Origin of the sequence: endosymbiont 'TC1' of Trimyema compressum (genome assembly GCF_001584725.1) — a bacterium.
GTDB lineage: Bacteria > Bacillota > TC1 > TC1 > TC1 > TC1.
In genome coordinates this window covers 142,832-168,687 of record NZ_CP014606.1, presented here as the reverse complement: position 1 = coordinate 168,687, position 25,856 = coordinate 142,832, and the positions used below count along the sequence as shown (strand labels likewise).

At 29.6% G+C, this 25,856-nt stretch carries 39 protein-coding genes and 1 pseudogene; 2 read left to right on the top strand and 38 right to left on the bottom strand.

Annotation, left to right across the window (positions count from 1 at the left end; genetic code table 11):
* Positions 1–12: 12 nt before the first annotated feature.
* The 7 genes from rfbB to AZF37_RS01080 form a co-directional block, all read right to left on the bottom strand.
* Positions 13–1,020 carry a dTDP-glucose 4,6-dehydratase gene (gene rfbB, locus AZF37_RS01110; RefSeq protein ID WP_162473786.1) on the bottom strand — a complete coding sequence of 336 codons (1,008 nt, stop codon included), beginning with the start codon at positions 1,018–1,020 and terminating at the stop codon, positions 13–15.
* Positions 1,021–1,024: 4 nt separating this feature from the next.
* Positions 1,025–2,218, bottom strand: coding sequence for an ABC transporter ATP-binding protein (locus tag AZF37_RS01105; protein ID WP_088369210.1), 1,194 nt, complete (start codon positions 2,216–2,218; stop codon positions 1,025–1,027).
* Complete coding sequence (locus tag AZF37_RS01100) at positions 2,215–3,018, bottom strand: ABC transporter permease (RefSeq protein ID WP_088369209.1); 804 nt, start codon at positions 3,016–3,018, stop codon at positions 2,215–2,217. The genes AZF37_RS01105 and AZF37_RS01100 overlap by 4 nt, the downstream gene beginning before the upstream one ends.
* Positions 3,018–4,274: a glycosyltransferase family protein gene (locus AZF37_RS01095; protein WP_088369208.1), complete on the bottom strand. Its 1,257-nt coding sequence runs from the start codon at positions 4,272–4,274 to the stop codon at positions 3,018–3,020. The genes AZF37_RS01100 and AZF37_RS01095 overlap by 1 nt, the downstream gene beginning before the upstream one ends.
* Entirely contained in the window at positions 4,275–6,512 is a 2,238-nt protein-coding gene (gene glf, locus AZF37_RS01090; RefSeq protein ID WP_088369207.1) for a UDP-galactopyranose mutase, read from the bottom strand. It lies immediately after the preceding gene.
* A gap of 38 nt (positions 6,513–6,550) precedes the next feature.
* Positions 6,551–7,606 carry a glycosyltransferase family 2 protein gene (locus AZF37_RS01085; RefSeq protein WP_088369206.1) on the bottom strand — a complete coding sequence of 352 codons (1,056 nt, stop codon included), beginning with the start codon at positions 7,604–7,606 and terminating at the stop codon, positions 6,551–6,553.
* Positions 7,607–7,716: 110 nt separating this feature from the next.
* A complete protein-coding gene (locus AZF37_RS01080; protein ID WP_088369205.1) occupies positions 7,717–8,652 on the bottom strand; it encodes an NAD-dependent epimerase/dehydratase family protein in 936 nt (311 codons plus the stop codon).
* A gap of 422 nt (positions 8,653–9,074) precedes the next feature.
* Between AZF37_RS01080 and AZF37_RS01075 the strand changes: the two genes are divergently transcribed.
* Together AZF37_RS01075 and AZF37_RS10180 are read left to right on the top strand one after the other, a co-directional pair.
* Positions 9,075–9,233 (top strand): hypothetical protein, encoded by a 159-nt coding sequence (locus AZF37_RS01075; protein WP_088369204.1) that lies wholly within the window; start codon positions 9,075–9,077, stop codon positions 9,231–9,233.
* Between the two features lie 34 nt (positions 9,234–9,267).
* Positions 9,268–9,378, top strand: coding sequence for a metal-sensitive transcriptional regulator (locus AZF37_RS10180; RefSeq protein WP_162473785.1), 111 nt, complete (start codon positions 9,268–9,270; stop codon positions 9,376–9,378).
* Positions 9,379–9,673: 295 nt separating this feature from the next.
* On the opposite strand, the gene AZF37_RS13015 is transcribed toward AZF37_RS10180, so the two are convergent.
* The 31 genes and pseudogenes from AZF37_RS13015 to AZF37_RS11165 all read right to left on the bottom strand — a co-directional run bounded on the left by AZF37_RS13015 (position 9,674) and on the right by AZF37_RS11165 (position 25,805).
* Complete coding sequence (locus AZF37_RS13015) at positions 9,674–9,796, bottom strand: immunoglobulin-like domain-containing protein (RefSeq protein ID WP_162473784.1); 123 nt, start codon at positions 9,794–9,796, stop codon at positions 9,674–9,676.
* Positions 9,750–10,484, bottom strand: coding sequence for a hypothetical protein (locus tag AZF37_RS01070; RefSeq protein WP_088369203.1), 735 nt, complete (start codon positions 10,482–10,484; stop codon positions 9,750–9,752). The genes AZF37_RS13015 and AZF37_RS01070 overlap by 47 nt, the downstream gene beginning before the upstream one ends.
* A 44-nt stretch (positions 10,485–10,528) precedes the next feature.
* Positions 10,529–10,825, bottom strand: coding sequence for a hypothetical protein (locus AZF37_RS01065; protein ID WP_088369202.1), 297 nt, complete (start codon positions 10,823–10,825; stop codon positions 10,529–10,531).
* Between the two features lie 12 nt (positions 10,826–10,837).
* A complete protein-coding gene (locus tag AZF37_RS01060; RefSeq protein ID WP_088369201.1) occupies positions 10,838–11,149 on the bottom strand; it encodes a leucine-rich repeat domain-containing protein in 312 nt (103 codons plus the stop codon).
* A gap of 109 nt (positions 11,150–11,258) precedes the next feature.
* The gene (locus AZF37_RS01055; protein ID WP_088369200.1) at positions 11,259–11,534 is read right to left on the bottom strand and encodes a hypothetical protein; all 276 of its coding nucleotides are present in this window, start codon (positions 11,532–11,534) and stop codon (positions 11,259–11,261) included.
* 59 nt (positions 11,535–11,593) lie between these two features.
* Complete coding sequence (locus AZF37_RS01050; RefSeq protein ID WP_088369199.1) at positions 11,594–11,878, bottom strand: hypothetical protein; 285 nt, start codon at positions 11,876–11,878, stop codon at positions 11,594–11,596.
* 23 nt (positions 11,879–11,901) lie between these two features.
* Positions 11,902–12,162 carry a sulfatase-like hydrolase/transferase gene (locus tag AZF37_RS12020; RefSeq protein WP_162474078.1) on the bottom strand — a complete coding sequence of 87 codons (261 nt, stop codon included), beginning with the start codon at positions 12,160–12,162 and terminating at the stop codon, positions 11,902–11,904.
* A complete protein-coding gene (locus AZF37_RS10165) occupies positions 12,149–12,322 on the bottom strand; it encodes a hypothetical protein (protein ID WP_162473783.1) in 174 nt (57 codons plus the stop codon). Before AZF37_RS10165 ends, AZF37_RS12020 begins: the two co-directional genes overlap by 14 nt.
* A 116-nt stretch (positions 12,323–12,438) precedes the next feature.
* Positions 12,439–12,972, bottom strand: a complete 534-nt coding sequence (locus AZF37_RS01045; RefSeq protein WP_088369198.1) for an LTA synthase family protein — start codon at positions 12,970–12,972, stop codon at positions 12,439–12,441.
* 168 nt (positions 12,973–13,140) lie between these two features.
* Positions 13,141–13,473 (bottom strand): annotated as a pseudogene (locus tag AZF37_RS01040) (DNA topoisomerase); the annotation flags it as partial.
* 379 nt (positions 13,474–13,852) lie between these two features.
* Positions 13,853–14,341 (bottom strand): DNA topoisomerase, encoded by a 489-nt coding sequence (locus AZF37_RS01035; protein WP_088369196.1) that lies wholly within the window; start codon positions 14,339–14,341, stop codon positions 13,853–13,855.
* 14 nt (positions 14,342–14,355) lie between these two features.
* Complete coding sequence (locus tag AZF37_RS01030) at positions 14,356–14,868, bottom strand: toprim domain-containing protein (RefSeq protein ID WP_088369195.1); 513 nt, start codon at positions 14,866–14,868, stop codon at positions 14,356–14,358.
* A 419-nt stretch (positions 14,869–15,287) separates the two neighbouring features.
* Positions 15,288–15,503, bottom strand: a complete 216-nt coding sequence (locus tag AZF37_RS01025) for a hypothetical protein (RefSeq protein WP_088369194.1) — start codon at positions 15,501–15,503, stop codon at positions 15,288–15,290.
* A gap of 143 nt (positions 15,504–15,646) precedes the next feature.
* A complete protein-coding gene (locus AZF37_RS01020) occupies positions 15,647–16,609 on the bottom strand; it encodes an InlB B-repeat-containing protein (protein ID WP_088369193.1) in 963 nt (320 codons plus the stop codon).
* A gap of 169 nt (positions 16,610–16,778) precedes the next feature.
* Positions 16,779–17,012 (bottom strand): hypothetical protein, encoded by a 234-nt coding sequence (locus tag AZF37_RS01015; RefSeq protein WP_162473782.1) that lies wholly within the window; start codon positions 17,010–17,012, stop codon positions 16,779–16,781.
* A gap of 110 nt (positions 17,013–17,122) precedes the next feature.
* On the bottom strand, positions 17,123–17,392 hold the full coding sequence (locus tag AZF37_RS13010; RefSeq protein ID WP_088369191.1) for an InlB B-repeat-containing protein: 270 nt from the start codon (positions 17,390–17,392) through the stop codon (positions 17,123–17,125).
* Positions 17,393–17,395: 3 nt separating this feature from the next.
* Positions 17,396–18,088 carry an Ig-like domain-containing protein gene (locus AZF37_RS01005; protein WP_088369190.1) on the bottom strand — a complete coding sequence of 231 codons (693 nt, stop codon included), beginning with the start codon at positions 18,086–18,088 and terminating at the stop codon, positions 17,396–17,398.
* The gene (locus AZF37_RS01000; RefSeq protein WP_162473780.1) at positions 18,055–18,318 is read right to left on the bottom strand and encodes a hypothetical protein; all 264 of its coding nucleotides are present in this window, start codon (positions 18,316–18,318) and stop codon (positions 18,055–18,057) included. Before AZF37_RS01000 ends, AZF37_RS01005 begins: the two co-directional genes overlap by 34 nt.
* Positions 18,319–18,600: 282 nt before the next feature.
* Positions 18,601–19,266 carry a leucine-rich repeat domain-containing protein gene (locus AZF37_RS00995; RefSeq protein ID WP_088369188.1) on the bottom strand — a complete coding sequence of 222 codons (666 nt, stop codon included), beginning with the start codon at positions 19,264–19,266 and terminating at the stop codon, positions 18,601–18,603.
* Positions 19,267–19,284: 18 nt separating this feature from the next.
* A complete protein-coding gene (locus AZF37_RS13005; RefSeq protein WP_088370635.1) occupies positions 19,285–19,386 on the bottom strand; it encodes an InlB B-repeat-containing protein in 102 nt (33 codons plus the stop codon).
* A gap of 15 nt (positions 19,387–19,401) precedes the next feature.
* Positions 19,402–19,680, bottom strand: coding sequence for a hypothetical protein (locus AZF37_RS00985; RefSeq protein ID WP_088369187.1), 279 nt, complete (start codon positions 19,678–19,680; stop codon positions 19,402–19,404).
* 35 nt (positions 19,681–19,715) lie between these two features.
* Positions 19,716–20,216: a leucine-rich repeat domain-containing protein gene (locus tag AZF37_RS00980; protein ID WP_088369186.1), complete on the bottom strand. Its 501-nt coding sequence runs from the start codon at positions 20,214–20,216 to the stop codon at positions 19,716–19,718.
* A 135-nt stretch (positions 20,217–20,351) separates the two neighbouring features.
* A complete protein-coding gene (locus AZF37_RS00970; protein ID WP_088369184.1) occupies positions 20,352–21,347 on the bottom strand; it encodes a WxLIP family cell surface protein in 996 nt (331 codons plus the stop codon).
* 84 nt (positions 21,348–21,431) lie between these two features.
* On the bottom strand, positions 21,432–22,055 hold the full coding sequence (locus AZF37_RS00965) for a WxL domain-containing protein (RefSeq protein WP_088369183.1): 624 nt from the start codon (positions 22,053–22,055) through the stop codon (positions 21,432–21,434).
* 437 nt (positions 22,056–22,492) lie between these two features.
* Positions 22,493–22,807, bottom strand: coding sequence for a phosphatidylglycerol lysyltransferase domain-containing protein (locus AZF37_RS00960; RefSeq protein ID WP_088369182.1), 315 nt, complete (start codon positions 22,805–22,807; stop codon positions 22,493–22,495).
* A gap of 62 nt (positions 22,808–22,869) precedes the next feature.
* A complete protein-coding gene (locus tag AZF37_RS00955) occupies positions 22,870–23,616 on the bottom strand; it encodes a DUF2156 domain-containing protein (protein ID WP_162473779.1) in 747 nt (248 codons plus the stop codon).
* Between the two features lie 934 nt (positions 23,617–24,550).
* A complete protein-coding gene (locus AZF37_RS11185) occupies positions 24,551–24,847 on the bottom strand; it encodes a hypothetical protein (protein WP_245611989.1) in 297 nt (98 codons plus the stop codon).
* An 80-nt stretch (positions 24,848–24,927) separates the two neighbouring features.
* Positions 24,928–25,260 (bottom strand): solute carrier family 23 protein, encoded by a 333-nt coding sequence (locus AZF37_RS11180; protein WP_245611988.1) that lies wholly within the window; start codon positions 25,258–25,260, stop codon positions 24,928–24,930.
* A complete protein-coding gene (locus AZF37_RS11175) occupies positions 25,208–25,453 on the bottom strand; it encodes a hypothetical protein (RefSeq protein ID WP_245611987.1) in 246 nt (81 codons plus the stop codon). The genes AZF37_RS11180 and AZF37_RS11175 overlap by 53 nt, the downstream gene beginning before the upstream one ends.
* Positions 25,402–25,620, bottom strand: a complete 219-nt coding sequence (locus AZF37_RS11170; RefSeq protein WP_245611986.1) for a solute carrier family 23 protein — start codon at positions 25,618–25,620, stop codon at positions 25,402–25,404. The genes AZF37_RS11175 and AZF37_RS11170 overlap by 52 nt, the downstream gene beginning before the upstream one ends.
* Positions 25,621–25,634: 14 nt before the next feature.
* Positions 25,635–25,805 (bottom strand): hypothetical protein, encoded by a 171-nt coding sequence (locus AZF37_RS11165; protein ID WP_245611985.1) that lies wholly within the window; start codon positions 25,803–25,805, stop codon positions 25,635–25,637.
* Positions 25,806–25,856: the final 51 nt, after the last annotated feature.

Sequence of the window (25,856 nt, the reverse complement as noted above, 5' to 3'; positions counted from 1 at the left end):
CACTATAAGTAATCAGATAAATTTTGACCACCATTTTTCATTCCTACAATACCAAGAAATAATTTTTTCCATTTCTAACTGGAAGCTCCTATTTGGTTCAAAATTAAATAATTTATTAAGTTTACTATCATCAATGCTATAGGCTTTATCATGAAATAAACGATTCTTAACAAAGGTAATTCTACTTTTCGGTAATCCTAGAATCCGGACAATTAATTCAACAACTTCAATATTTTTCTTCCTTATGCCACTGGCTATATTATATATTTCTCCTTTATGACTATCAAATAAAATCTCTACTAAAACATTAACATGATCCTCTACGCTTAACCATTCTCTTACTTCCTGTCCTTTACCATACACTGGTAACAACTCCCCCTTAAGACCTTTAATAATCATTTTAGGAATTAGTTTATCTGGAAATTGAAAAATTCCATAGTTATTAGTAGACCGAGTAATATTAAGTGGCAAATTAAAGTTATTTTTGTAAGTTAAGGCAACTAAGTCAGCCGAAGCCTTTGTTGTTGCATATGGATTTGAAGGATTTAGTGGTGCTGTTTCATCAAAAAGTATTTTAAAGCTATTAGTTGGTCCATAGACCTCATCTGTAGAAATATGCAGAAACTTCTTATTTCCAAGACTACTCCAACTATCACCTTCTTTATTCACTAGCCAAGCTTTTTTTGCACTTTCAAGAAGGACCTGGGTTCCCAAAACATTTGTTTTTATGAATCCTTCAAAATCTACTAAACTTTTATCTACATGTGATTCAGCAGCAAAATGAGCCACTTTATTGATTTTATAAATTTTAAAAATTTCATCAACTAATTCTTTGTTAGTAATATTTCCTTCAATAAATGAATAACGGTTATCACTTTTAACAGTTTCTAAAGAAAATAAATTATTGCCATAACGCAAACAATCTAAATTCACTACATTTTTAATTTGCGGATTACGAAGCAATGCCTTTATAAAATGAGAGCCGATAAAACCGGCTCCCCCTGTAACTAATATATTCATTCTTTTAACCTCTGTTAAAATGAGCATCCATTAATACAATTCCATCGTCGATTTTATCTCTTGAGGAAACTACAAAATCAGCTACATTAAACACATGAAGATATAATTTTGAATTAATAGTATTACTAAATGCAATATCAATATAGTATTGTCCTGCACCTAAATTTAACTTTTCAATGAAAAATTTTAAACTATCACTATTAGTAGCATCAAATTGATGATTAGAACCATAATACTTACCAATCAAAAGCTCACCTCCTCTTAAGAAATTAGGGTATTCTGCTTGATACTTCCAAATTTCAACTATTAAATCCATTGGTATTTTTTTCTCAACCTTATAATCTAATTCTAACTGGAAATCTTCATTAAATTGATATTTTATCCTATTGATTCTAGCATTATTTAATTTAACTGCACCAGAATCTTCTTTTACAGCAAAGTGCTCACTGCTATTATTTTCATAGCCAATGCTGTTAAAATGATATGCTTGAGTAATGATTTTAGGATCACCCATTTTATGAATAACACCATCTTTTAGCCATATTACTCTATCACAGAAACTATTAACTGCTGAGAATGAGTGTGAAACTAAAAGAATTGTTTCCCCCTTATTCTTCAATTCAATAATTTTTTCTAAGGATTTTGATTGAAAATCAATATCCCCGACTGAAAGAACTTCATCAAGAACAAGTATTTCTGGTTCCACTTGGACACTCGCAGCAAATGCTAAACGAGCAAACATACCGCTGGAATAGAACTTTACTGGATGATTAACATATTCTCCAATATCTGCAAATTTAATAGCTTCTTCAACATATTGTTGCATCTTATCTTTATCAACTAACATGATAGTAAAGAAAAGCTTTAAATTCTCAATCCCTGTCATTTCCATATTAAAAGTGGATCCCAGCTCCAACAAAGAGACTACATTCCCATTAATTTTAATACTTCCACTAGTTGGTGTTGAAACACCTGAAATTAGCTTTAGTAAAGTAGATTTACCAGCACCATTGCTTCCAATAATGCCTAGAACCTCTCCTTTATAGACATCAAATGTAACATCTTTTAAAACGTCATGAGGTGTATAAAGCTTTTTACCAAAGGCAAAAATATCAAGTATCTTATAGATATTTTTCTTAAAAAGCTTATAGGATTTATTTAAGTTAACTACTTCTATTACTTTATCATTATTCATCATAATAAATCTGCAAACTCCCCTTTATATTTCCTAAATAATAGGAAACCTATTAAATTAATTACTATGACAAAAACCCAGAAATAAGCTACATAGCTTATTGAATTCAAACCATAATTAACTATATTAAACTCAGGATATAATATTGTACTTCTAAATCCTGTAATTATATAGAAAAATGGATTTATTTTTAAAATAGTTGCAAGTAATGTTCCATTAGTTTTAGTAAGTACATAGTCCATAGCCCAAAGAATAGGCATTAAATACATTAATAATTGGAGCACAATACCGAGCAATTGATGAAAATCTATTTGTAATGTAGTAAGTGTTGCGAATATGTAATTAAAGCCATTTAATAATAACAAGGTAGCTAACATATAGTAAATTAATTGTAGCCAATATATATTAGGGAAAAAGCCAAATATACATGATATTACAATAACAATTGCAAACATAATAAGAAAATTAAAAAAGTTAGCCATTAAAGTAATTAAAGGAATATTATAGAGACTGAATTTCACTTTTTTTACTAAATTAACATTACTTAGCATACTGCCACTGCCTGACATCATAGCTCCAGAAATAAAAAACCAAGGAACTAAGGCTGAAATAAGTTGAAGTAAAAAAGGAATGTTAGGATCCGCACTATCTTGCTTTATTAGATGCCCAAAAACAAACCAATAAATTAAAATTGTTAGCGTTGGCTTTAGTAAATTCCAAAAATAGCCAAGTGACGTTCCTAGGAACTCTTTTTTAAATTCATATCGTGATAAATTAAAAATTAATTTAAATCTTTCAAGCATTAACTCTCACCTTTTATTTCTTTATCTAGCACATCATCATATATTTTTGCAATATTTACTGAATTGTATTTAGCAGGCGGATTAGGATTTTTACTTAAATCTACCTTACCAGTAGTAACATCATACAAGAAATTTGCAATGATTACTTTATTGTTAGTTAGGCAATATTGCCCAGTCTCTGTTAGAATATTTTTTGAAATACCTCCTGACGTTAAACCTACAATTTTAGTCCCCGATCCTAAATAGTCAGAAATTTTTGCTGCAAAAAAAATATTTTCCTGCAGCACTTCTGGCGGAAACTCAGCATCCACATGAACTAATAAGTCAGCATCTCTCATTTCTAGCAATGATTTTTCGTAACTAACTTGTTTTCCATAAACTATCAAAGACGATAAATCATGAAGAGAAATATAGTCTCTTTCAGATTGTGGCAAGTTCCCTAAAATTGTAAATTGTAATTTATCTTTAAAATACTCTTTTTGGCTTTCTAAAGCTTGTAAAAAATATCTCAAACTTCTGATATCATCTGTATGTCCTGCAAATAATATTTTAATTCTACTATCTTGAAAATTTGAGTTCTCCGGTATGCCTACAATTTCTTCATATCTTGATTTATATAAATTCAAATCATATGGATGTGGTAAAATCAAAGCTTTATGAATTAACTCATCATACCGCTCACCTAACATATAGCGACATTGGTGCTCACTATTAAAAATTAGTTTTTCAGCTAATGAAAAAATTTCATTTTGTAACATAATATGACCTTGGTTTTTCTTTTTATATGCCGTTTTCATAAGCTGATGTTTGATATTTAATTTAATGCCTCTCAAACTTCTAATACTCGGCCTACACGTATATTCATAAGCGAACTTTTCATATGGATTATTAGCAATTGGATCTCCAAAACTTGCCAACCAAAATTTATTTGAATTTCTTTTTTTAATAGCTAATGCTATTTGATGGCTTTCAAGAGGCATAGAGCGGGACATCATGAATCCGTATTCTGCCATTTTATCATTACTGAATAATGCAATGCCTTTATCCCTAAAGCCTTCTAAATCACTTGTATTACTAGGAATAACTTTAATTCTATCACTTCTCAAAAAAATATTTTTACCATAGCTCCATAAATCACTCTGATTCTGATAAAAAACTTCATAATCGTACTTTGAAGCATTAATTAGTTTAAAAGTTACATTTCCTTCTGAACTATTTAACGGAGGAAAAAAATAAGAAAAAACAATACCCTTCATTTACTTACCCACCCTTTCAAATAATTCTAATGCCTTTAAAATAATTGCTTCCATATTATAGTATTTATATTCAGCTAATCGTCCTACTAATACAAGATTCTTAATTTTAGATAATTCATCATAATATAGCTTATAGTTTGATTCGTTTTCATTACTTGGAATTGGATAGTAAGGTTCATTCCAATGTTCAGCATATTTATTACAAGGTCCTGGATATTCTGTTAGTGTAACTGTTGTTCCTTTAATATCTTGTTGTGATGTAAGAGTCTTCATTTCAGAACGCCTTGTTTCTGGTCGTTTATCTGGCCAATTTAATGTGCCGGTTTCCTGAATTTTATCAACATTATGATTCTCAATTTTAAATTCTAATGATCGGTATGAAAGTTCACCAAACTCATAATTTAAAAACTCATCTAAAGCCCCCGTATACACATAAGTGCCATTAAATACTTGGTTGTTATAGTAAAGCGTTTTATTATTTTTATCAAGGACAACAACCTTCTTTACATCCTCTCCCAGTAAAATGTCAATATTTTCATGATTTAACATAATTTCAAAAATTCTTGTATAGCCATGTTTAGGCATAACTTGTATTCTATTTGTAAAGTGTCTATTATCATAACTAATACGAACAGGGACTCTGCCTGTTACAGCCGGTGATATTTCTTTTGGATCCAGACCCCACATTTTTGTTGTATAATCAACAAAAATATTGTCATAAACAAATTGAGCTAATTCATTTAAATCCTTGTTATCACTGTTTAGCATATCTAAAATAGGAACTTTACTATACATACCATATTGGGCAATTAAAATATCTTTAAGTTTAGTTGCTTTTTCTGAGTCAAACATAATATCAATGCCAGTTAAGTTAAAAGGTAAAGGAACTTCTTTCCCTTGAATTTCTACGTTCACTCTATGTTCATATTGATTCCATTCAGTGAACTGTGACAAAAAATCATAGGCTTTATCGGTTTCCATATATGCAATATGAGGTCCATATTTATGGATTAATATACCGCTATCATTTTTATAATCATACATATTGCCTCCAATATGTTTTCTACGATCAACAAGCAATACTTTTTTGCCTAATTCAGCATATTTCCGTGCCATAATTGAGCCAGCATAACCTGCTCCCCCTACAATTACATCATAGACTTTATCTTGTCTATCTAAGGGTTTTTCCCATGTTTTAGCTTTTATTTCTTTTCTTCGACATAAACCATATTGCAATATATTAAAAGAAGATGTACTAAAGTTATGTTTTCTGCCTTTCGCAATATAAGCACGATGGTTTAAAGCATCATATAAATCTTTAGATGTTTCCTTTAAATATGCATCAAATACTCTTGCTAAAGCATTACCTTCTTTTTGTTTTTTACCCTCTCTAAAAAAAGCTTGAATCATATAGTGGGTATTTAACATATAAACAATTGTTTTTCTAATATATTTTTTATAAGCAGCATTGTCATAAGTATTTTCATTGTAGTAACTAATAACTCTTTTTAATACATTCTCATGAAATGAAAAGTTTCTTAATAAACTGGATTTTGCAACTGATTGGTCTTTTCTACCAATAAAATAACAATAAATAGGTGCATCGAAATAATAAACATTTTTAACATGCTTAATAAAGAAAAGATTGTATTCCATGTCTACATATGGGCTTTTTTCACTTAAACGATGAGGACTATCTTTTAAAATTTGTGTGCGATAAGTACTTGCAGCCATTGTATAGTATTTTTCTTGATCAGCTTTTGTAGAATTATCTAATAAATAATTTCCATAAATAAAATTTACTATTTCTTGATTGGGGAAATTATAGTGAATAATAGTCTGATACCCTTTGTAGGCCTCTTCCCTACTATATGCAGAAATAATTAAATCCACATCTTTTTTTACAAGGTCTTTTAAATTTTTTACTAACTGAATAAAATTAATTTTGTTCAGCCAGTCATCAGAGTCAACAACTCTAAAAAACTCTCCTTTAGCTGCTTCAATACCTGCATTTACAGTAGAGCCATGTCCCCCATTTTCCTTATCAATAAATCGGACAGTCTCTGGATACTCTCGACTATATTTCTCCATAATATTAATACTATTATCCTTTGAGCCATCATTAACACAAATGATTTCTAAATCATCCTTTATACTATCATCAAGCATGCTGTCTAAGCATCTCCCTAAATATTCTTCCATATTATAAACAGGAACTACTACTGTGAGTACTTTCATTTACACATTCCTTTCGCACTTTATTGTTTTTCTATTAACTATATATTGTATTTTTTCCAAGTCCCTCGCATCATTTCCCATGCGATAGCCAACTTAAAGAAAAATGGTCTGTAAATTCTTTTATTAAAATTATGTTTTCTCCCTAAGCTAATGTATTTTCGAATAGCCATTTTATCATAAAGATAAGGGCTTTCCTGTTTTAACCACTGATCAAAATCTAACATGACTTTTTGTAATTGACTATTATAACCTTTTTTCAAATGATAGCCATAAATTGCATATTGAGTATTTAATAGTCGTACTATCATTATCTCAGTTACTAATTTATGAATTTTTGTTTTAAATAAATGCGTATTGTAATACTCTATAATTGAGTGTACAACTTTTGAATGGTCATTATAATTGTTAACAAAACTCTGAGAAGAAATTGACTGATCAGCTCTGCCAATGCAGTAATTATAAATAGGTAAATCTAAATAAATAAAATCATTTACCTCATTAATGTAAAAAACATTAAATTCAGTATCTACATAATATGTTTTCTCTAGTAATCTTTTTTTACAGTTTTTAAGTACTTTAGTCTTATATGTAACCATAGCCATAGGAACATAATTAATATTTTCTTTATTTGAATTACCACTAAAAATACTATATAAACTTTCAAGTGGCATTATTTCATTAGATTTAATATTAAGTTTTTGCTTTAAACAACTATTTTCAAAAACTTTGTAATAAGAAGTAATAATTAAATCAACCTCTTCATTTTTATCTAAGAAAGCAATCAGTTTTTTTAGATTTTCAGTATTAAAATAATCGTCAGAGTCCAATATTTTTAAATATTTTCCTTCTGACTTATCTATTCCAAAATTAATTACTGAACCATGTCCACCGTTTTCTTTGTTAAATACTCGTATAATATCAGGATGTTGTTTATAGTAACTATCCATAATTTCTTGGCTTTTATCTTTTGAGCCATCATTAATTAACAATATTTCAATAGAGTCATTTAACTTGGCATCAAGAACAGATTGAACACATCTGTCAATATATTTTTCCATGTTGTAAATTGGAACAATAATTGATAACTTCTTCACCTATGACTCCCCTTCCTAAGCTATTTTAGCATACCCAATTTTTTTAGTCAAACAGGTATTAAGCCCCTTAAGTAGGCTGAAAATCCTATATTATCTCCGTCAAATATGAACTATTTTATATTCATAAAATCTAAGAGTCGCACTAAACCTTCTTTGAGAGTAAATTGACTTTTAAAGCCAATTTCAGTTGTTGCTCTATCAATATTAGATACCGATTTATCTACCTCTCCCGCCCTCTTTTCTTTATGAATAAGCGGCATTTTTTTACCCATTAATCCCATAAGTGTCTCAGTTAACTTATTAATTGTAGTGCCTGCTCCTGTTCCTAAATTATAAACTCTATGACCTTTATTTTTGCTTAATAATGATTTATAAATTCCCTGAGCAATATCGCCTACAAAAATAAAATCTCTCAATGCCAGTCCATCCCCAAAAATTACAGGAGATTCGTTATTAACTAATTTACTAATAAAAATAGGGATAACGCCTGCATATACAGATTTCGGATCTTGTTTTGGTCCAAATGCATTAAAAAATCTTAGTGAGATAATATCAATACCATAGGTTTCGCTGTAGAAATTAGCAAAAAGTTCCTGCACAACTTTATCAATTGCATAAGGAGATAATGGATTGTATCCAGCAGTCTCAACAATAGGCATTTCCTTAATATCGCCATAAATTGCTGAAGAAGAAGCCTGAACTATTTTTTTAACATTGCTTTTTTTAGCAATGATATCAAAAAGTGCCACAGTTCCCATAATATTGTTATCACTTACTTTTCTAGGATTATTTACAGATTCAATAACAGAAGGAATGGCAGCTAAATGAACAACAGCATCTACACCTTGTAAGGACTTTTCAACTAATGCTTCATCTTTTATATCGCCTTCATATACTGTAATTTTATCTCTAAATGCTTCTATATTTTCCTTTTTCCCTGTAGTAAAATTATCAATAATAACGACTTCTTCATTGTGATTAATTAAATACTCTGTCAAATTAGATCCAATAAAACCAGCCCCCCCAGTTATTAGTACTCTACTCATATTACTCTCCTCTTTCTTATTTCCATAATAAATAGCAATTAAATTAATTACATTTGCCTATGTATTCAATTCCCTTAAATATGGAGAGATAATACTTCTCCATATTAAAAAACTATACTTTATTATTATACCAAAATTAACAGTCATGTTAAACAATTAACTTCTATTTATATCTTTTCCTTAGCTTGATATCACTTATATAATTAGAAGTTAAAATTAGCTAACTTTTTTATTGACAATTAAGCTATAAAGTAATAAACTTTATACATATCCCCCCACGGGTGTTGTAATCGGAGGTGAATTATGAAACAAAATTATGATATTAACGGTATGAGCTGTTCCTCATGCTCTGCTAATATTGAAAAACCGTTAGCAAACTTACAGGAGTAAACAATGTTAATGTAAATTTATTAGCAAATAATATGAAAGTTGATTTTGATGAAAAAAAGATTTCAAGTGAAAATATTATTAAAGCAGTTACAGATATTGGTTTTGGTGCAACACTAGTAGACAAAGATAGAAAAGAAGAAAAAACAATTCAAAAGAAAAAAATATACTTAATGATGAACTTAAGAATATGAAAAACAGATTAATTGTATCAGGTACTTTCCTATTATGGCCACAGAAGCTATTTTAAGAAAAACAAATAAACTCATTATAGAAAGTCATCTATCCGGTTGTGTCAAAGAAGCATTTGAAACTGGTAATGAGCAAGAAAAAATATAAGAAATTGTGGAACTATTCAATAAAATTGCAAAATAAATTAGATTGAAACAGCAAAGAGTCTTGGTAAAACTACCAAGACTCTTTGCTGTTTCATATTACTTATTTGATTTTTTCTTAAAATCATAAAACTACCTAAGGTTAACAAAGATATTCCTAAAACATATAGCTTTTCATTACCATTACCTGGTAGTGTACCACCACCAGTTATTCCAGAACCAAATTATTATCACCGCCACCATTATCAGAAGCTACAACAGTAATAATGCGTTCTCCTGTTGTTTCTATGCCATAAGGGCTAATGTGAGACTTTATAGACAATTACATAGGTCCCTGGTGTATTAATATCTACACTACCTGATACAATAACAATACTACTCGTAATATCCTTTGGTGTTAAGCCGTCTTGGATTTTCCCCATCTCTTGTTGGGTCATAGGCTGTTACACCAGCTAAAGGATCAAAAAGTGTACCTGCTGTAATCTTTATATTGGTTAGTCCATCAATTACAGGGGCTTCTGGATTAATCCAATGAATAACTTGCTTATAGACAATGCTTCCAGAATAATTGAAAATCGGTATATTCATTTCTTTTAAAAAAGGTCTACTGGATAACGTAATAGTTGTTGTATCTGCTGTATTTTTAAACATATTCGGATAATAATATTCTGTACTACCTGGTAATAAAACAGGGTCATTAAAATTTTTAAATTCTAAATAATAGCAGGTTGCAATGTTACCATCTGCTGTATTTATGGGCTCTTGTCTATCTGAGGATCCTGTAGCATGAGGGTTGTATAGAACAATGTTATAGTCTCTCCCCTTATAATAATATTCCGTCTCACCTGGATAATCAAAACTAGCTCTTGTTTCTAATGCAAAATAATCCTCTACGGTATCTGTCCAAGGACTACTATTATTATAGCCATTCGTTAGGTCATTTGAATACATAAACTTTTCATCTGCTCTAGTATAGAAAGGCAATGAAATATAAGAATTGCCAATATCCTCTTTCCAATTATAATCAACACCAAAAATAGCCTTATCTCCATTAAAATCAATAATTGCTTCTTTAATTGGAATTCTGTTTTTCTGGGCTTGATTGTTCATTCACCCTTAAAGCCCAAATATCAGGCAGTTTATTAGCTACAAAATCAGCACCCCAATTTCCATGAACAGACCAATCTGGATTTAATTGTTCTTGCATTTTCGTAAATATGAGGACTAATACTTCTCATAACATAATTTGCTCCATAAACATCTGCTTCAGCTGGCGTCAAACCATGATAGATTAAAAACTCTCTTCTTAAGTCAAAGTAAGGTCTTCCTCCTCTAAAATCCATAATAGGGTTACGAATAACATAAAAGTAAAACTCTGAACTATCATGATTATTTCTAAACTGCTGTAGTTTTGCCTCTAATAAAGGCTCAATAAGTGCTAAATTTGTCAATTTGTTATATTGTTATAATAGAGACTTAAAGAATTTAAATTTAGTTAAATTAACAAGATAACGTAAAGAATCTGATGTCACATTGGAAAAAGATAAATCTAGACTCTCAAGTTTAACTAAATTAGCAATGGCTGAAATAGAGTTTGGATTACTTAAATCACCATTAGAAATATTGAGCATGGATAGATTAACTGCATATTGTAGTCCCTCAAGAGACTTAACTCTAGGTTCTGTAGAACCCATCTTATAAGGACCATATATACTAAGAGATGTTAAAGTCTCTAAATCAGCAACTGTAATATCTGTATCAACAGGCCTTGACAATTGTTCATTAATAGCTTTTTCAAAACTACATCAGGAACAACATTTCCCACTAATGGTACAGCTCCGCTACTTTTAGAGGAAAGGGTGTTCACAACCTGTTTTTTATTAACTATAACTTCAATGCTTTTTTAACTGGTTTAACCTCTGACGAAAGACTTACAAAAATTTCTGTTTTCCCTGCTGCCAAAGCTTCCCAGTTACCCTTATTATCAATAGTAATAATATTAGCATCACCACTACTATAGTTTAAACTAGTCTGTTTTAATGCTTCCTCCAAAATTTCTTCGTTAATAGCGCCTTTTTCTCCTACAGTTGCTTCTATTTTTGTTGGTTCAACTTTAATAACATTACTATCATTAGTAAATCCAAACAGCACAGCTAACATAAACACTGCCAATAAGACACAATAAACTTCTTTTTCATTTAAAAAGCTCCCAACGTATTTTATTTAGCCCCCTTGTAGTCATTATTATTTTCTATTAACCATTTATCATTTTCTTGTTCAATATAGCGTTTCCCATCTAATATATCTTTGTAAATTAAAAAATAGTCCTTATAAATTTCTTCATATTCAGGTTGTCCTTTAAAGTAATATTGACCATCTTTAAGTAGATAAAAACTATTAAAACTATTAACTTTCTCTTCTTCCCTCAAATTCCTTAAAATATAGAAATAATTTGGCATATCAACAGATGCTGCAGTTAATCCTTTTTCTCCTAAGGAAGCCATATCAATTACAGTTTCTATTGTTTTTAAAGCTTCCTTATTGCTCCAAACAAATGCCCCGACTTCATGTCTTTTTTTTGCTTTTCTTCCATAGTTAAAGAATCTGCATAAGGAAACATTTCTAATCTCGGTTGATGATCCCCATAAAATACAACTATAGTCTCTTTATCTCTTGTTTTTAAATAATCCATTAAAATCCTTAATGAATCATCTGTTTCTTTTAAATTTCTAAGATAACCATTAAATTCTTCAAGAGTACTTTTTCGTGTTGATTTATCCCCCGGTATACGTTACATTGTAGTTGGGGTTTTTATTGGCTCCAAAAGGTGCATGGGTCTGAACAGATACAGCTTGAATATAAATAATATCAGGTTTTTCGCCACTTTTTTTATTATTATCTATATTTTCAAGAATAGAACCAAAACGTTGATCTATTCGCCTTTTCAAATCCTCTTTATCACTTACTAGTTCTTTAATATCACCTTTATTATTAAACTGAGAAACAAAATAAAAATAGGCTCATACTTCCATAGCAGTTCCCTTACGAACCTCCCGCAACATTTTTAATAATAATACCTGCTGGTGTAAAAAAAATATAAAGGTATACAAAAAACTATTGTAACGCCTAAACTACTTATTCTTTGTAGTATAGTTAATTTAGGCACCATCATTTTTCTCATTAAAAAAATAGCAATAATAATTAAAACGGCAACAATAGTACCTGTTTTAATTAGAAACTCCGTTGACAAAGCATTAGCCATATGCGCCCCTTCTCCAATAATTAAAAAATCTGATGGTGAAGAACCGGTGCCTCTAAAATCATATTTAATCTTTGCAGCTACTCCTAAAATAATACTTACTATTAAAAGAATAGAAGAGCCAATATATTTATTATTAAAAAGAATTAATAGAAATATAAAGCATAAACTAATAATTAAAAGATTAACTAAAAATGCAAATGGATTAATAATCATCGCTATAATACCCTCTAAAGGATTTAAGCGAGCTAATAATTCCACACCTATTAATATAAATAAAATATATAAAGGTATTAAGCCATATTTTAATTTTACCTTTAAGTCGCTTTTTCTTCTCAATTTCCAATTACAATCCTCCTAATAATCATTTTTATTATTATTTCTAGTTATCATTTAATTTCTATATATTATATTATAACAAAACAAATGCTTTTTGAAAATGATTTCTTTTATGCTTACAAATATTTTACTTAAAAGATATCCTCTCATTTGATTGTATAATCTCCTCTAGTATTCTGACGTTAAGGCATTAACTTCTGTTAAAAATGATTTGAAATCTGCGGGATTACTAACCATTTCCTTCAAACTAGTTTCTAAATCTGCCGTATACTTTACATCCAATAGTCTTGAATCTATAGCTAGCAAAAGTTCTATAAACTTATTGCCTTTATCTGTTGTAACAATTGATTTTCCTTTATTTTGTATATATTCCCTCTTAAAAAGAGTTTCAATAATAGAGCCTCTTGTTGCAGGTGTCCCAATTCCTTTAATATCTTTTAAGATTTTTTTAATTTCCCCTTTTTCTTTATTATGAATATTTTCCATTTTTGAAATTAGGGTTGCTTCAGTAAAAAAGGTTTAGATTTGCTTTCCACTTCAGCCACTTGATATCTTATTGAATATAGACCTGATTCAAAAATAGCTTTATATTTATGGTTTACATTTTTATAGACTTTCAAATAACCTTCATTTAATAGCTCTTTCTCAATCGTCTTAAAAAGATATTTTTCAAATTTAGCTGTATAAATAATGTCATTATAAGAATAGTTTTCACAATAATTTGAAAAAACATGCTGGTAATTTCTGTATAAATATTAATTTCTTTTTCACTCATTACATTATAGTTAGGAATAACACCTGTTGGCGTAATAGCTTCGTGAGCTGTTATCTCCCCAATATTCTTATTATTAAGATTTTTAAAATCTATATAAGGATATTTTTAAAATTTTTCGAACTTACTTAATTTTTTATCAAGTTTTAAAGCTGTATTTGCAGTAACAAAATTACAGTCAGTTCTAGGGTAAGAAACAGCTTTGTATTTTTCGTATAAAGATTGAACAGTATTCAAAGTCTCCTCCGCTTTATATCCCCATTTATTATTGGCATTCTTTTGAATATCCAGTAGGTTGGGAAGTGGCGGTGGAACTTTAATCTTTTTTCTTCGATTCATTTCTATAGGTAACTTATCTGGAAAATTTTCAATTAACTTTTCGGCTTCTTCTTTTTTCCGAAACTTTTTATTATCTAAAGTCAGTAAAATATCACTATCTTCAATCTGTGCTTTAATTACATAGTGAATAGATTTTTTGTGGGCTAAATTCTCTTTAGTTCGATCATATATTAATTTAAGAGTTGGTGTTTGTACTCTCCCTGCAGACAATACACTACCACGTCCATATTTCACTGTTAAAGCTCTTGTAATATTCACACCTACTAATTAAATTAATCACTTATAGATCTAGAATAAGCAGAAGCTTTCAATCCATTATACTTTTCTCCAGGCTCTAAAACAGCAAGCTGTTCCTTAATACCTTCAGCGGTCATATCTTTTAAAATTAAACGCAGACTGGGTTTTGTACATTCTAAATATGAGTAAAGAGTACTAAAAATCAACTCACCCTCTCTATCAGGATCCGTTGCATTTACAATAGAATTAATGTCGTTTCTTTTAAACAAATCTGCAACAGTACTAAGTTGTTTTTTCGTCTTTTCATTTACTGTATAATTCGAAATTATTTTATTGTGTATTTGAATAGGTAGAGAAACAAGATTCCAATTCTTGTATTTTGTATTAATTTCCTCAGGGTTTTTCAACCTGAGTAAATGGCCAATTGCATTGGTGAAAATATAATCAACACTCTCATAATAACCATTGTGATATCTTGCTGTTGGATCAATAGCTTCTACCAAATCCTTTGTAACACTTGGTTTCTCCGAAAAAATTAATGTTTTCAATCTTTATTACTTTCCTCATTATTTTGTCCAGTTACGTTTTAAACATTTACTAAATTAATCTAGTTATAGTTAACTATTAACTATTAACTATTAACTATTAACTATTAACTATTAACTATTAACTATTAACTATTAACTATTAACTATTAACTATTAACTATTAACTATTAACTATTAACTATTAACTATAATTTGTAGTAAGCCGTTTAAATAATATCTCTTGTTCATTATATCAAGAAGCAAGCCATTATTGATAATATTTATCTTTAATATATAAAAAACAAAAAACTGTGTAAACAAAATTTTCTCATCTTTGTTTACACAGTATCAATTAAATCATCAAAACAATATTTCGTATAGATAAAAAGCTTCTATTTGCCCTATTACTCTAAATGTTTTTTAATTCTAGAAAATATTATTTATTTTTCCTTTTCTTTTTTAATTGAAAAATAGCAGCCAATTAAGCCTATGCTTAAAATCATTAAATCTAACAAATAATAACTACCCTCTCCTGTTTTTGGCAATTTGTTTGTTAAGTCTTTCCCATCAATTTGACCAATTTTATTATTCGAATCTTGGTCTGGTAACAATGTATTATCCCAAATTTCATACAATTTAGTATCTTCTGTTTTCATTGTAAATAAAGCACCATCAACATATTCTGCTAATCCTGTTTTTATTGTTGACCAGCCTTTGTAAATTCATTAGTCGGCAATTTTGTGTTGCTCCTTCTGGCATTGACAGCGAACTCATTGTCTCACTACCCCCCCCATTACTATCAAAAGTAACTGTATGTAGCGGATGTCCATACTGCACATAAGGTTGCATCGCTTGTTCCCATTGTATAAGAATCCTGGTCAACATATACTGCATTACCATCTTTAATTGTTGCCCACCCATTAAAAGTATAACCAGCCTTTGTGAAGCTATTAATTGGTAATTTCGCAATATCTCCTTCTGGAATGGATAGAGAATTCATCAATCCTTCGCCACCATTACTACCGAAATTTACTGAATAAGATTTCTTAAAATTTAATTGTATTTTTTCATTAGTTACCAAATGATTATTTGTGCTAGGAAACAGTCCGTTATTAGCTGGTTTTATTTGTACTTGAGCATAAATTGTACCACTCTTTTTTACAAGGCCATTTTGGATATAGTCACTAATATTAACAACATTATTATTCATATTCTTATAATTAACTAACTCTAATTCTAAGTTAAAATCTGATGATAAATTAATTACAGACCCATAGGAGGCTTGGTTTATTTCAACCAATGAAAATAAATCAAGCTTTGATAAATCAGATTCCTTGGTAATTTCAAATGGAGAAACAACTCCTATTATTCTTAATTGTGATTGTGGATTATAAGTAAACACTATCTTAGGGAAACCCAATGCATTCAAAGTACTAGGGTAACTATCTGGTAATAAGTTTTCCCACAACTCACAAGTTACTAAATTTTTTAAATTTCCAAATTCATTTGGTAAACTTGTTAATAGATTAAAATAAATTACCAAATTCCTTAATTCTATTAAATTGCATATTTCGTCTGGTAAACTTGTTAATCTATTATCCTCTAATAGTAAATTTGTCAAATGAGCCATATTACCTATTTCTGTTGGCAAAACACTAAGTAAATTATAGCTTAAATCTATAAAAGATAGATTTAATAAGGAACCTATTTCTGTTGGCAACTTTGTTAGTTGATTATGACTCAAATTTAGTGAATTCAACATCGTTAAGCTTCCTATTTCCGAAGGTAAACTTGTAATTGAGTTTGTAATTAAATTAAAAGTTTCTAACTTCGTTAGATTTCCTATTTCAGATGGAATAGCACTGATAGATTTATTAGAAAAAACTCAAATATGATAAGTTATTCAAATCACCAATTTCAGCAGGAATAGTTTATATGTTATTACTAGCTAAATCCAAATATTCTAATTCAGTTAGAACTCCAATTCCTGACAAGTCAGTAATATTTTTTTCTGTAGCTTTAATATTAGTACAGTTAGTTACCATTTCGCTTGTTAAAACTGCATTAACATCTCCACTAGCAACTGCTTGAGCCAAATTAATATCAGTAAAATTCTCTTTTATTGGTTTTCCAATTCCACCATTTGTTGCCCCACTCATTCCCATTCCTATTTCAAGGGAAATTACTATAAATATTATAAATAATATTTTTCTATATTATTTTTTTCACACTTTTCCTCCTCATAAGCCACAAAAATAACTATTATCTTTTTCTATTAATAATCGGAAAACAAAAAACAACCCCAATTAACATCATTAAAGCAACTTGTTATTAACATTGAAAATTCACCTGTCCTAGGTAGCAATGTTCCTGTTGAATTGTCTATTATCACATTATTTGAATTATCATTTCCATTTTCTAGCCATTGTGCATATAGCATTATATTTTCATCTGGCATTTTCGTTATAGCAAAATCCCATGTTCTTCCACTACCATCCTTTGCTGTATTCCAACCTTTAAAACTATAACCTTTTTCTAGTTGGATTCTTTACCTCACAATAGCTAGTGATCCACTTTTCACACTTTGAGACGGCGGTATATTCCCTTCTCCTCCATTTAAACCAAATGATAACACATATGCTATTTCAACATCTAATGGTTTTATTGCCATTCCTGAAAATGTTGCTTTAACCTTTCCTAAGGAGATTTCCTGTTCAAATGTAAAGCTCACGGAACTCACTTGATTATTAAGATTATTCCAAGTAATATCATTCCCATTAATTACATAATCTCCAAAACTACTATTCGGTGGTACACTATCACCATTTTGATTTTTAATTGGTGATGCTAATGTAAATGAAGAATTACTTGACATTTTTTGCAAAGTAATTTGTTGATTATCCAACGTTAAATCAGTCAAATTTACTAAGTTTACTAGTTCTAATGGTAAAGACATAATTTTATTATTTGCCAATAATAATTGCTTTAAATTAACTAGTTTTCCTATGCCAACTAGATTTGTAATTCCTTTAGACTCTGAATTTAATGTAGTACAACTATTAATCATATTTTCTGTCAATATTGCATTAACGTCTCCACTGGTTAATTGCTCTGCTATAGCCAGTGCTAAATTTTTGTCTGCGAATACCTCAGCAATTGCTTTATCATTTATTTTCCAAACAGCATATAAAGTTACATCGTTTGTTCTCATGGTATAAGAACTTTGGTCTGCATATTCCACACTACCTGTTTGGCTTGTTGACCAGCCTGCAAAGGTATAACCGCTCTTGTAAAACTATTACTTGGTAAATTTTGGCTATTTCCTTCAAAAATTGAAAATCCAGCCATTGTGCCTGTGCCTCTATTGCTATTGAAACTTACAGTGTAAGAATCTCCAAAAGGCTGCGTTACCAGTTCCTGCATAATTAATTGTGCGCGTCCCAATAGTAATTGCTGGCTGTTCAAATACAAAACTCAACGATAATACTTGGCTATTAAGACCTGTCCAAGTAATATCATTTCCTTGTATTGTATTTTCATAAGTATCACTCACAGAACTACTTGGTGGTATAACTATACTATCCATATTTGTAATAAGAGAAGTAAGCGTAAATGTAGAATCAATCAGTAAGTTTCATTTTAGGCAACTTAATCATTTGATTCTCAAGGCTTAAATAACGTAAGTTTTCTAAATTTCTTAATTCAGGCGGAATACTTAACAAAGAGTTTCTTTCAAAGTCTAAGGAATACAGTTTACTTTAAATTGTCTATTTCATGAGGAATAGCCGTTAGCTTATTGCCATAGGCTGCAAAAGCATCCAAATTAACTAACTCACATACTTCTGTTGGTATACTTGTTAATAAATTATTGCCTAGGTTAAGACCCGCTAAGGTATTTACTAAGTTCTTAATTTCACCAGGTATACTAGTTATCTGGTTTACACTTAATTCCAAAATACGTAAGCTAGGTAAATTGCATATTTCTTTTGGAATTTCCACTATTTGATTCCTAGCTAAATTTAAAGCATATAAGCTGTTTAGGTTTCCTAATTCAATTGGAATTCCTGTTAGTTTGTTCTTTTCCATCAATAATTCATTCAAATTTGTTAATAATTCTATTTCTTTTGGAATTTCTGTTATTTTATTATTTTTAAGATCTAATATCTTTAGATCTGGCAATAAACAAAGTTCAGTGGAAAAACTTGTTAATGAATTACCTGAAACATCTTTAATTCCCATCCTTCCAGCATTTAAATAAGTACAATTATTAATCATTTCACTATTTAACCTTGCATTTATATCTCCACCTGACACGGCATTTGCGACTACCTGAGCAAGATTAGGATCAGGAAATAAATTTGCTATTATTTCACCATCTGGACTCCATTGAGCATATAATACAGTATCGTTTTCTGGCATAACACTTATATCAAAATTTCAAGTATCACCACTTCCATCTTGTGCTGTATTCCATCCTTGAAAAACATATCCTGTTCTTGTTGGATTAGTAACTACCGTAGCTTTATCTCCACCAACTATTTGCTGTGAATCAGGCTAGGTACCACTACCTCTATTTAAATCAAATGAGAGATTATAATATGGAACAATATTTAAAAAAACTCTAGCTTCAGTTACGGCTGCAGGGCTATTATTAGGAAACAAACCGGTTCCTGTAGCACTTACAGCTGCTGATATTTGAGCAGAAGTTTTAGCATTATTTCCAACAAAATAATCATCTATATTTATTGACTCAAATGTAGCTGCATTTCTATAATCATCTAATATAAATATATGGCTTGGTGATACAATTTCTCCTGATTGTAATAACACCATCTTTTTTAAATCTAAATTATCTAGAGCATCTCGAGTTAATTTGTTTGAGTGTCAAGGCCAGTCTTAAGCAACAACTGATCTTGTGTTCCTGCAGATACTGGGAGCAGATTATTTAAAAACCATTTTTCAGTTTTAGCTGGAAGAGAGTTAAAACTAATTGGCAAACTAGTAATTTGGTTGTCAGATGCACAAATATAATTTAGATTTGATAAATTACCTATATTTTCAGGCAGCTTAGTCACCTTATTTGCTGAAAAATTCAACCAAGTTAATGTAGTAAGATTACTAAGACTTTCTGGTAAAGTTGTTATTTTATTATTAGATAATTCTAACGTATGTAAATTCGTAAAAATTTCTATACCATCAATGTTAGCAAGTCCTTTATCATTTAGCATTAAATCTGTTGTAGATAAAAAACTAGCGTCCATAACATCTTCTTTATTTTTCCCAAAATAGCCAGCAATAATAGTAGCTGTATATGTATCAGGAAATTGTTGTTCAAAAGTAACATTGTCAGCAGCTAGCAAATTAGGCATACACATTAAAAAAACAATACCTAAATGTAATATTCATAGGTACGCTAATGACTTTAATCCTAAAACCATTATCCTTTTATTAGTTATTTTGCCTTATGCGCTAATAATATTAATTATTATTTATAATTATAATATTTATTTTTTATTTTTTCTTATTAATAAATAGGCTAATATGCTACTAAGCAGAATCAATACTACAATAATGACTACACATATTGTGAGTACATTATCTACTGGTTTTTCAGCATTAGCAATTTTTTTAGATGTTTTATCGTCAACTGTAAAATTCAAGTTGTTATCCCAAGTCTTCCCTGCTATTTCAACAGTTGCATGCACAGTATATTTCCCAGGTTGTATTGTGGTATCCTTCCAATAAATAGGCAAATCTACATTTGAATTTGGAGCCATCTGTACTGGTTTTGTTTCATCAGACTGTAATATTTCTTGGGAATTTTCTTTTCTAACTTCTGTTTTAAAACTCATTTCCCCAATCATTGTGGCCTCAGTATTTTTAATATTAACAGTGATTGCAGGTATTTTTCTTAACTGCGATACTTTAGCATTGCTAATCTCTATATTTGGGTTAGGAATTTCCCCCTTAGTTAATTTAACACCTTTTACAACTGCATACTTATTATAAACACTTGATTCATTTGGATTATTGAAAGAATCCCCTTTTTCACAGAATTGAATTCCACCTAAAACTACTCCTTCATGAATATTGTCTGGTATATTTAAAGTTGCTGTAACTCGAATTTGCTCCATAGGTGGAATAACTATTTCTTTAGAATTTAATACTAATAAAGAAGATAATGGATTTTTTAAAGTAGAATCCAAAGGATACTCAGTTGAGGAATAATCAATAACTCCATTTATAGTTGTCCAAGCGTTAGTTACCGCTCCCTCAAGCACTAGCTGTTTATTAGTTTTATTTGTAAGCAAAATTTCAAGCTCTTGTTGTTTTACTGAATTAATATCAAGATCAAAAAATGATGCTGATTTACTTATCTGGTTATCAGGCTGGATTATTTCAGATACAAATGCTGTATCATTTCCCAAAATAGCACTTAATGGAAAAAATAATATTAGAAAAAAAAATAGCACTCCAAAAATAATACGTAATTGTTTCATTTAAACACTCCTATTTATATTTTGCGTCAAAAAGTGACCGTTATTTTCTAACAGTCACTTTTAAGTTCTAATAAAATCTCACCGCTATAGTGCTGGTGGAACATCATTTAATGTCCATATAATACTAGTACTATATGTTTGAGCTTTTGCTTCACCCGGTAATACAATTAATGAAATACTATTTCCTGTCCAGCTAGTTTTCCATTCTAATAAACCTTGATTAGTATTTGCTTGAGCATCTTGAACCACTGAAGGAACACTAACACCACTACCATCAACAAAATCAACATAAATTATTGGTTGTACGTATGGTGCAGTAGCCTCAACGGAACCAGGAGTAACTAATTGTGTAGAACCATTAATTAGTTTGATATTATTCCCGCCCAATGTATGTTGAGCATCCATTGACTTCATTTTACCTGCTTTAACAGTAACATTATAACCATTAGTACCACCTCTAGAATCTGTTACACCTAAATCATAACTATCTTCAGCTCCTAATGTTGCTGTTACTGTACTAATAGCCACTGGCAAAGTTCCAAAAGTAAAATTAGCCGGTACATAATTCATAGTTAATGTTCCTAGAGAAAAAGTAGCGGATGCAGTTGTAGTTGTTGTTGATACTACAGTATCTGCAAATAAAACAGAAGTAGGTAACGCTAATCCAAAAATTAGTCCCAATAATAAAACACTTATTTTTTTCTTCATTCTAACTCCCTCCTTTCTTAACTCTATTAACACAGAATACAAATTATGCTATTATTACGCGCGTATTACCTATTCAAGTAATATAAGTAGTCTATCACGGACACTTATGCATGTCAATATAAAAATAGAAAATCCTGTTGTTATTATCAAATTCGGTATAATTTGAGGAATTATAAATGGTTAAAATTGAACGTACAAAGGAAAATATTAAGATTAAAAACTAGAAAATTACTAAGTGTAAGATAGGATGCAAGGAAGCATTAGTATGATTCAAGTAGCTCTGACAGATATTCTAAAAAAATAAGCAACATCCAAAAGATATTGCTTTCAATCAAAACATATATAAAAATATAATTTCATACAGCGATGGTTAATGATTTTTCTATATTTCAAAATAGATTATAGGCTATTTTATTTTTTAAAGGTTCGTTAATTAGCTAACCAGTGAGAAAGAATAGACTATATATTTGATAAATTAAAACAAATAGTAAACTGTGCTGCATGTGTATTTTCACTATAACCAACATGTAACTAAAAGACATTTTGGAGCCGCTATACGCAATATAACGTTCTTCCCAATAATTAGGATTATATTTTTCTTTAGCAAAATGTAATGCTTTAAAATCATATAAGCCATTAATTTTTCTATAAACAAAATTAAAAAATCTTTCAATACATAATTTCGATTCACCATTTTTTTTGGTTGTATTGGTTGTATTGGTTGTATAATGGAGACAAGCCCAAGCTAGCATGTTCAACCCCTTCTTTTCTAAGTTCAAAAAATACTTCTACTATTATTTTTTCCAAACACCCCTTAGGTCCATTTTTTTATAACGAGTAGTTTCAAGTAAATATGCTGACTTATTAGAAAATGGTAATAAAATAACAAAACCCACCATATTATTATTAGAGTAAACACCATAAAAATACGTCTATCTAATAAATTATTTAAGCAGACACTGCCTAACATAAAAGATAATTCTAACGTGTTTTTATTTTCTAACCATTCCTCAGAAATTTCTTTTATTTTCTTTTCTAGTTCATAGTCTCTTCCAAAAGCGTGCTTGTATTCCTTAACAATAATCCCTTCTCTTTGACTGCGATTATAAGAGCTCCTAACAGTAGCTATCTTGCCACCTTTTAAGGAAAATTCTGAAAGATTAAAACATGCGTCTTCACCATACTTTGCTATCCTAAAATTATTTGCTTTATATAAATTTAAATAATGACCAGTAATATTTAAAAACAAAACAGACCATCCATTTTGTTTGCAAAAATTTTGTATTTCATTCAAAAAAATCTCACTATCATCATCACTGCAAATAATATCTCCACAACAAACAAATATGCCTCTAACCACTTTATAAGCAACGGCAGCATCTAAATTCTTACTATAAAATATCTTTTTATCAGACTCAAGTGTTAAATAGGATATAGGGTTTTGACCATGCTTTACTACTAATTCCCGTAATCGATTATTATTAATTTCTTGACTATGCCTAATAAATAAAGTCGTATTTATTAAGGAAACAATATAGAAAATACTAATCCAATTAATCAAGAAAACTATACCAATATAATTATTAATTATTAATTATTTTATCCGTAATCACAATGTTTGAATAATCTAAAAGAAAAAATATTTTGAATATATTAACCAATTCAAACATCTGGTTTCTAAATATAAATTCTAATACTATTATATTAACAATAAAAAAGAAAACTAACCCCATAAAAACTTTAATGGCTTTTTTATATTTAACAAGGATACTTTACGTTTAAAATCTTTTTTTTGAAAACAATAAAATAAATAGTATCATAATATTAGTCACTGTAATCAGTAATGAAGTCTCATGTCAATGAAAAAGTCTCATATATAAAGAAAATAATAATAAAACAACTATTAAATACCAAGCTATTTCTACATTTCTATACAAACGTATAGCAATAAAAAAGTCAAAAGTCCCATAATAAAATTAATAATACCATTTGCTAGATAAAGATTATTATTAAAAGCAACATATTTGAAATATAGCCCAAACAAAAAGGCCAAAAAATTAGAATGTTCCTCAAAGCCAGTACAATAATAAAAACAATTGCAATATTAATTAATAATCTCTTAAATCTCTTATAATTTTACATTTAGCACCTGAAATCTTTCTGAAAAATGAATATAATAAATTGTTTTATTACTATATAAAACTCTGACATTACTGACATTTTGAATTATTAAAATCAATAATTCGCATGTTATAAATACGCTTAACTTAATCATCTTTTCTCTGTATGTTGCATTAGTACAATGCTTCAATGATATATAGCAAATATCAAATATAGCTAATACACATTACTGTTTTTGTTCATTTATTCGATTTGAAAAAACATCAAACCGCTTATTTTTTCCTATATTAAATTTCCTATATTAAAATACAGTTCCATTTTGTAAATAATTCTAACAATTATGTATCGTTTTATATTATACTGTAAATTAATCCTTATATCACAGATAAGTAGTCATATTCAAAAATATTAGATTGTTTGAGAGCTATTAATAATCTTTCAATCTCTAGTTTAAAGCCAATATTAAAATAAAAAGAATGTCTAATACATATATTTAGCACTGGAATTTCTTTTACTCTACCTGAAGCAAGCATTAAAAACCCATAAACAATAAATCCAAAGGCAATACCTTTTGCAATACTGAATGTTAATAACATCATAATAATTGTAATAAATGCAGCAAACGTAGTTTCTTTATCTTTGAAATCAATTTCTCCAAACGATTGAGCCACGAGACAGCCAACTGTAATAAGTGCTGGCGCCGTAATCCGAGGCTTTACAATAGCAAAAACTGGAGCAAAAACAATAGCTATTAAGAAAAAATCCCCGTAAAAAATGATGTTAATCCAGTTTTGCCACCAACTTCAACACCTGTTAACGATTCAACACATGTTGTAACAGATGAAGTTCCCATCACAGCACCTACAGCCGTTGTAATTGAATCTGCAAATAATGCTTTTCCAATATTTTTCGGCTGTCCATCTTTTTCTATTAATCCTGCTCTCTTTGTTACTGAAAGTAAAGTCCCTGTTGTATCAAAAAAGTTTACAAATAGTACTGTTGCAATTACAGTTAATGAACTTGCAACTTTCTCAGCTGAAAACAAACCTGGTATAGCACCAAAACATTGACCAAACAAATTCAACTGGCGGTGTCCAAGAAACGATAGATTGAGGAATTTTAACCCCTAAATCCCAAATACTATTAGTTGCACCAATTGTATACGTTATAACTAAAACACCAAAAATTGAAAGAAATACTTTTGGATCTGTTAAGTTCCCCATAGCTACAAAAGTACCTTGATTTTGAACAATAATACCTGATTTTTTGCAAGCCAATAAAAGCAATAAAAACCAATTCCAACACCAACCGCTGATTTAAGAGAATTAGGGATTGCACGAACAACTTTTTCTCTAAGACCTGTTACCGTAATAATAATAAAAATAATTCCTGCTAAAAATACTGCTGCTAAAGCTTCTTGCCAAGCGAATCCCATTCCGCCCATAGCAACTGGAGCAGCTACTGTAAAAGCAAAAAAGTATTCATTCCCATACCTGGAGCCAATGCAACTGGTAAATTTCCCATAATCGCCATTAGAATAGAGCCAAAGGCACCCGACAATGCTGTAACAAAAGCTAATTGTCTCAGATATGCTTGAGGATTCCCATTAACATTAATTGCAATACTCAATATCTCAGGGTTTACAACCAAGAATGTATGCGATGGCCAAGAATGTTGTGA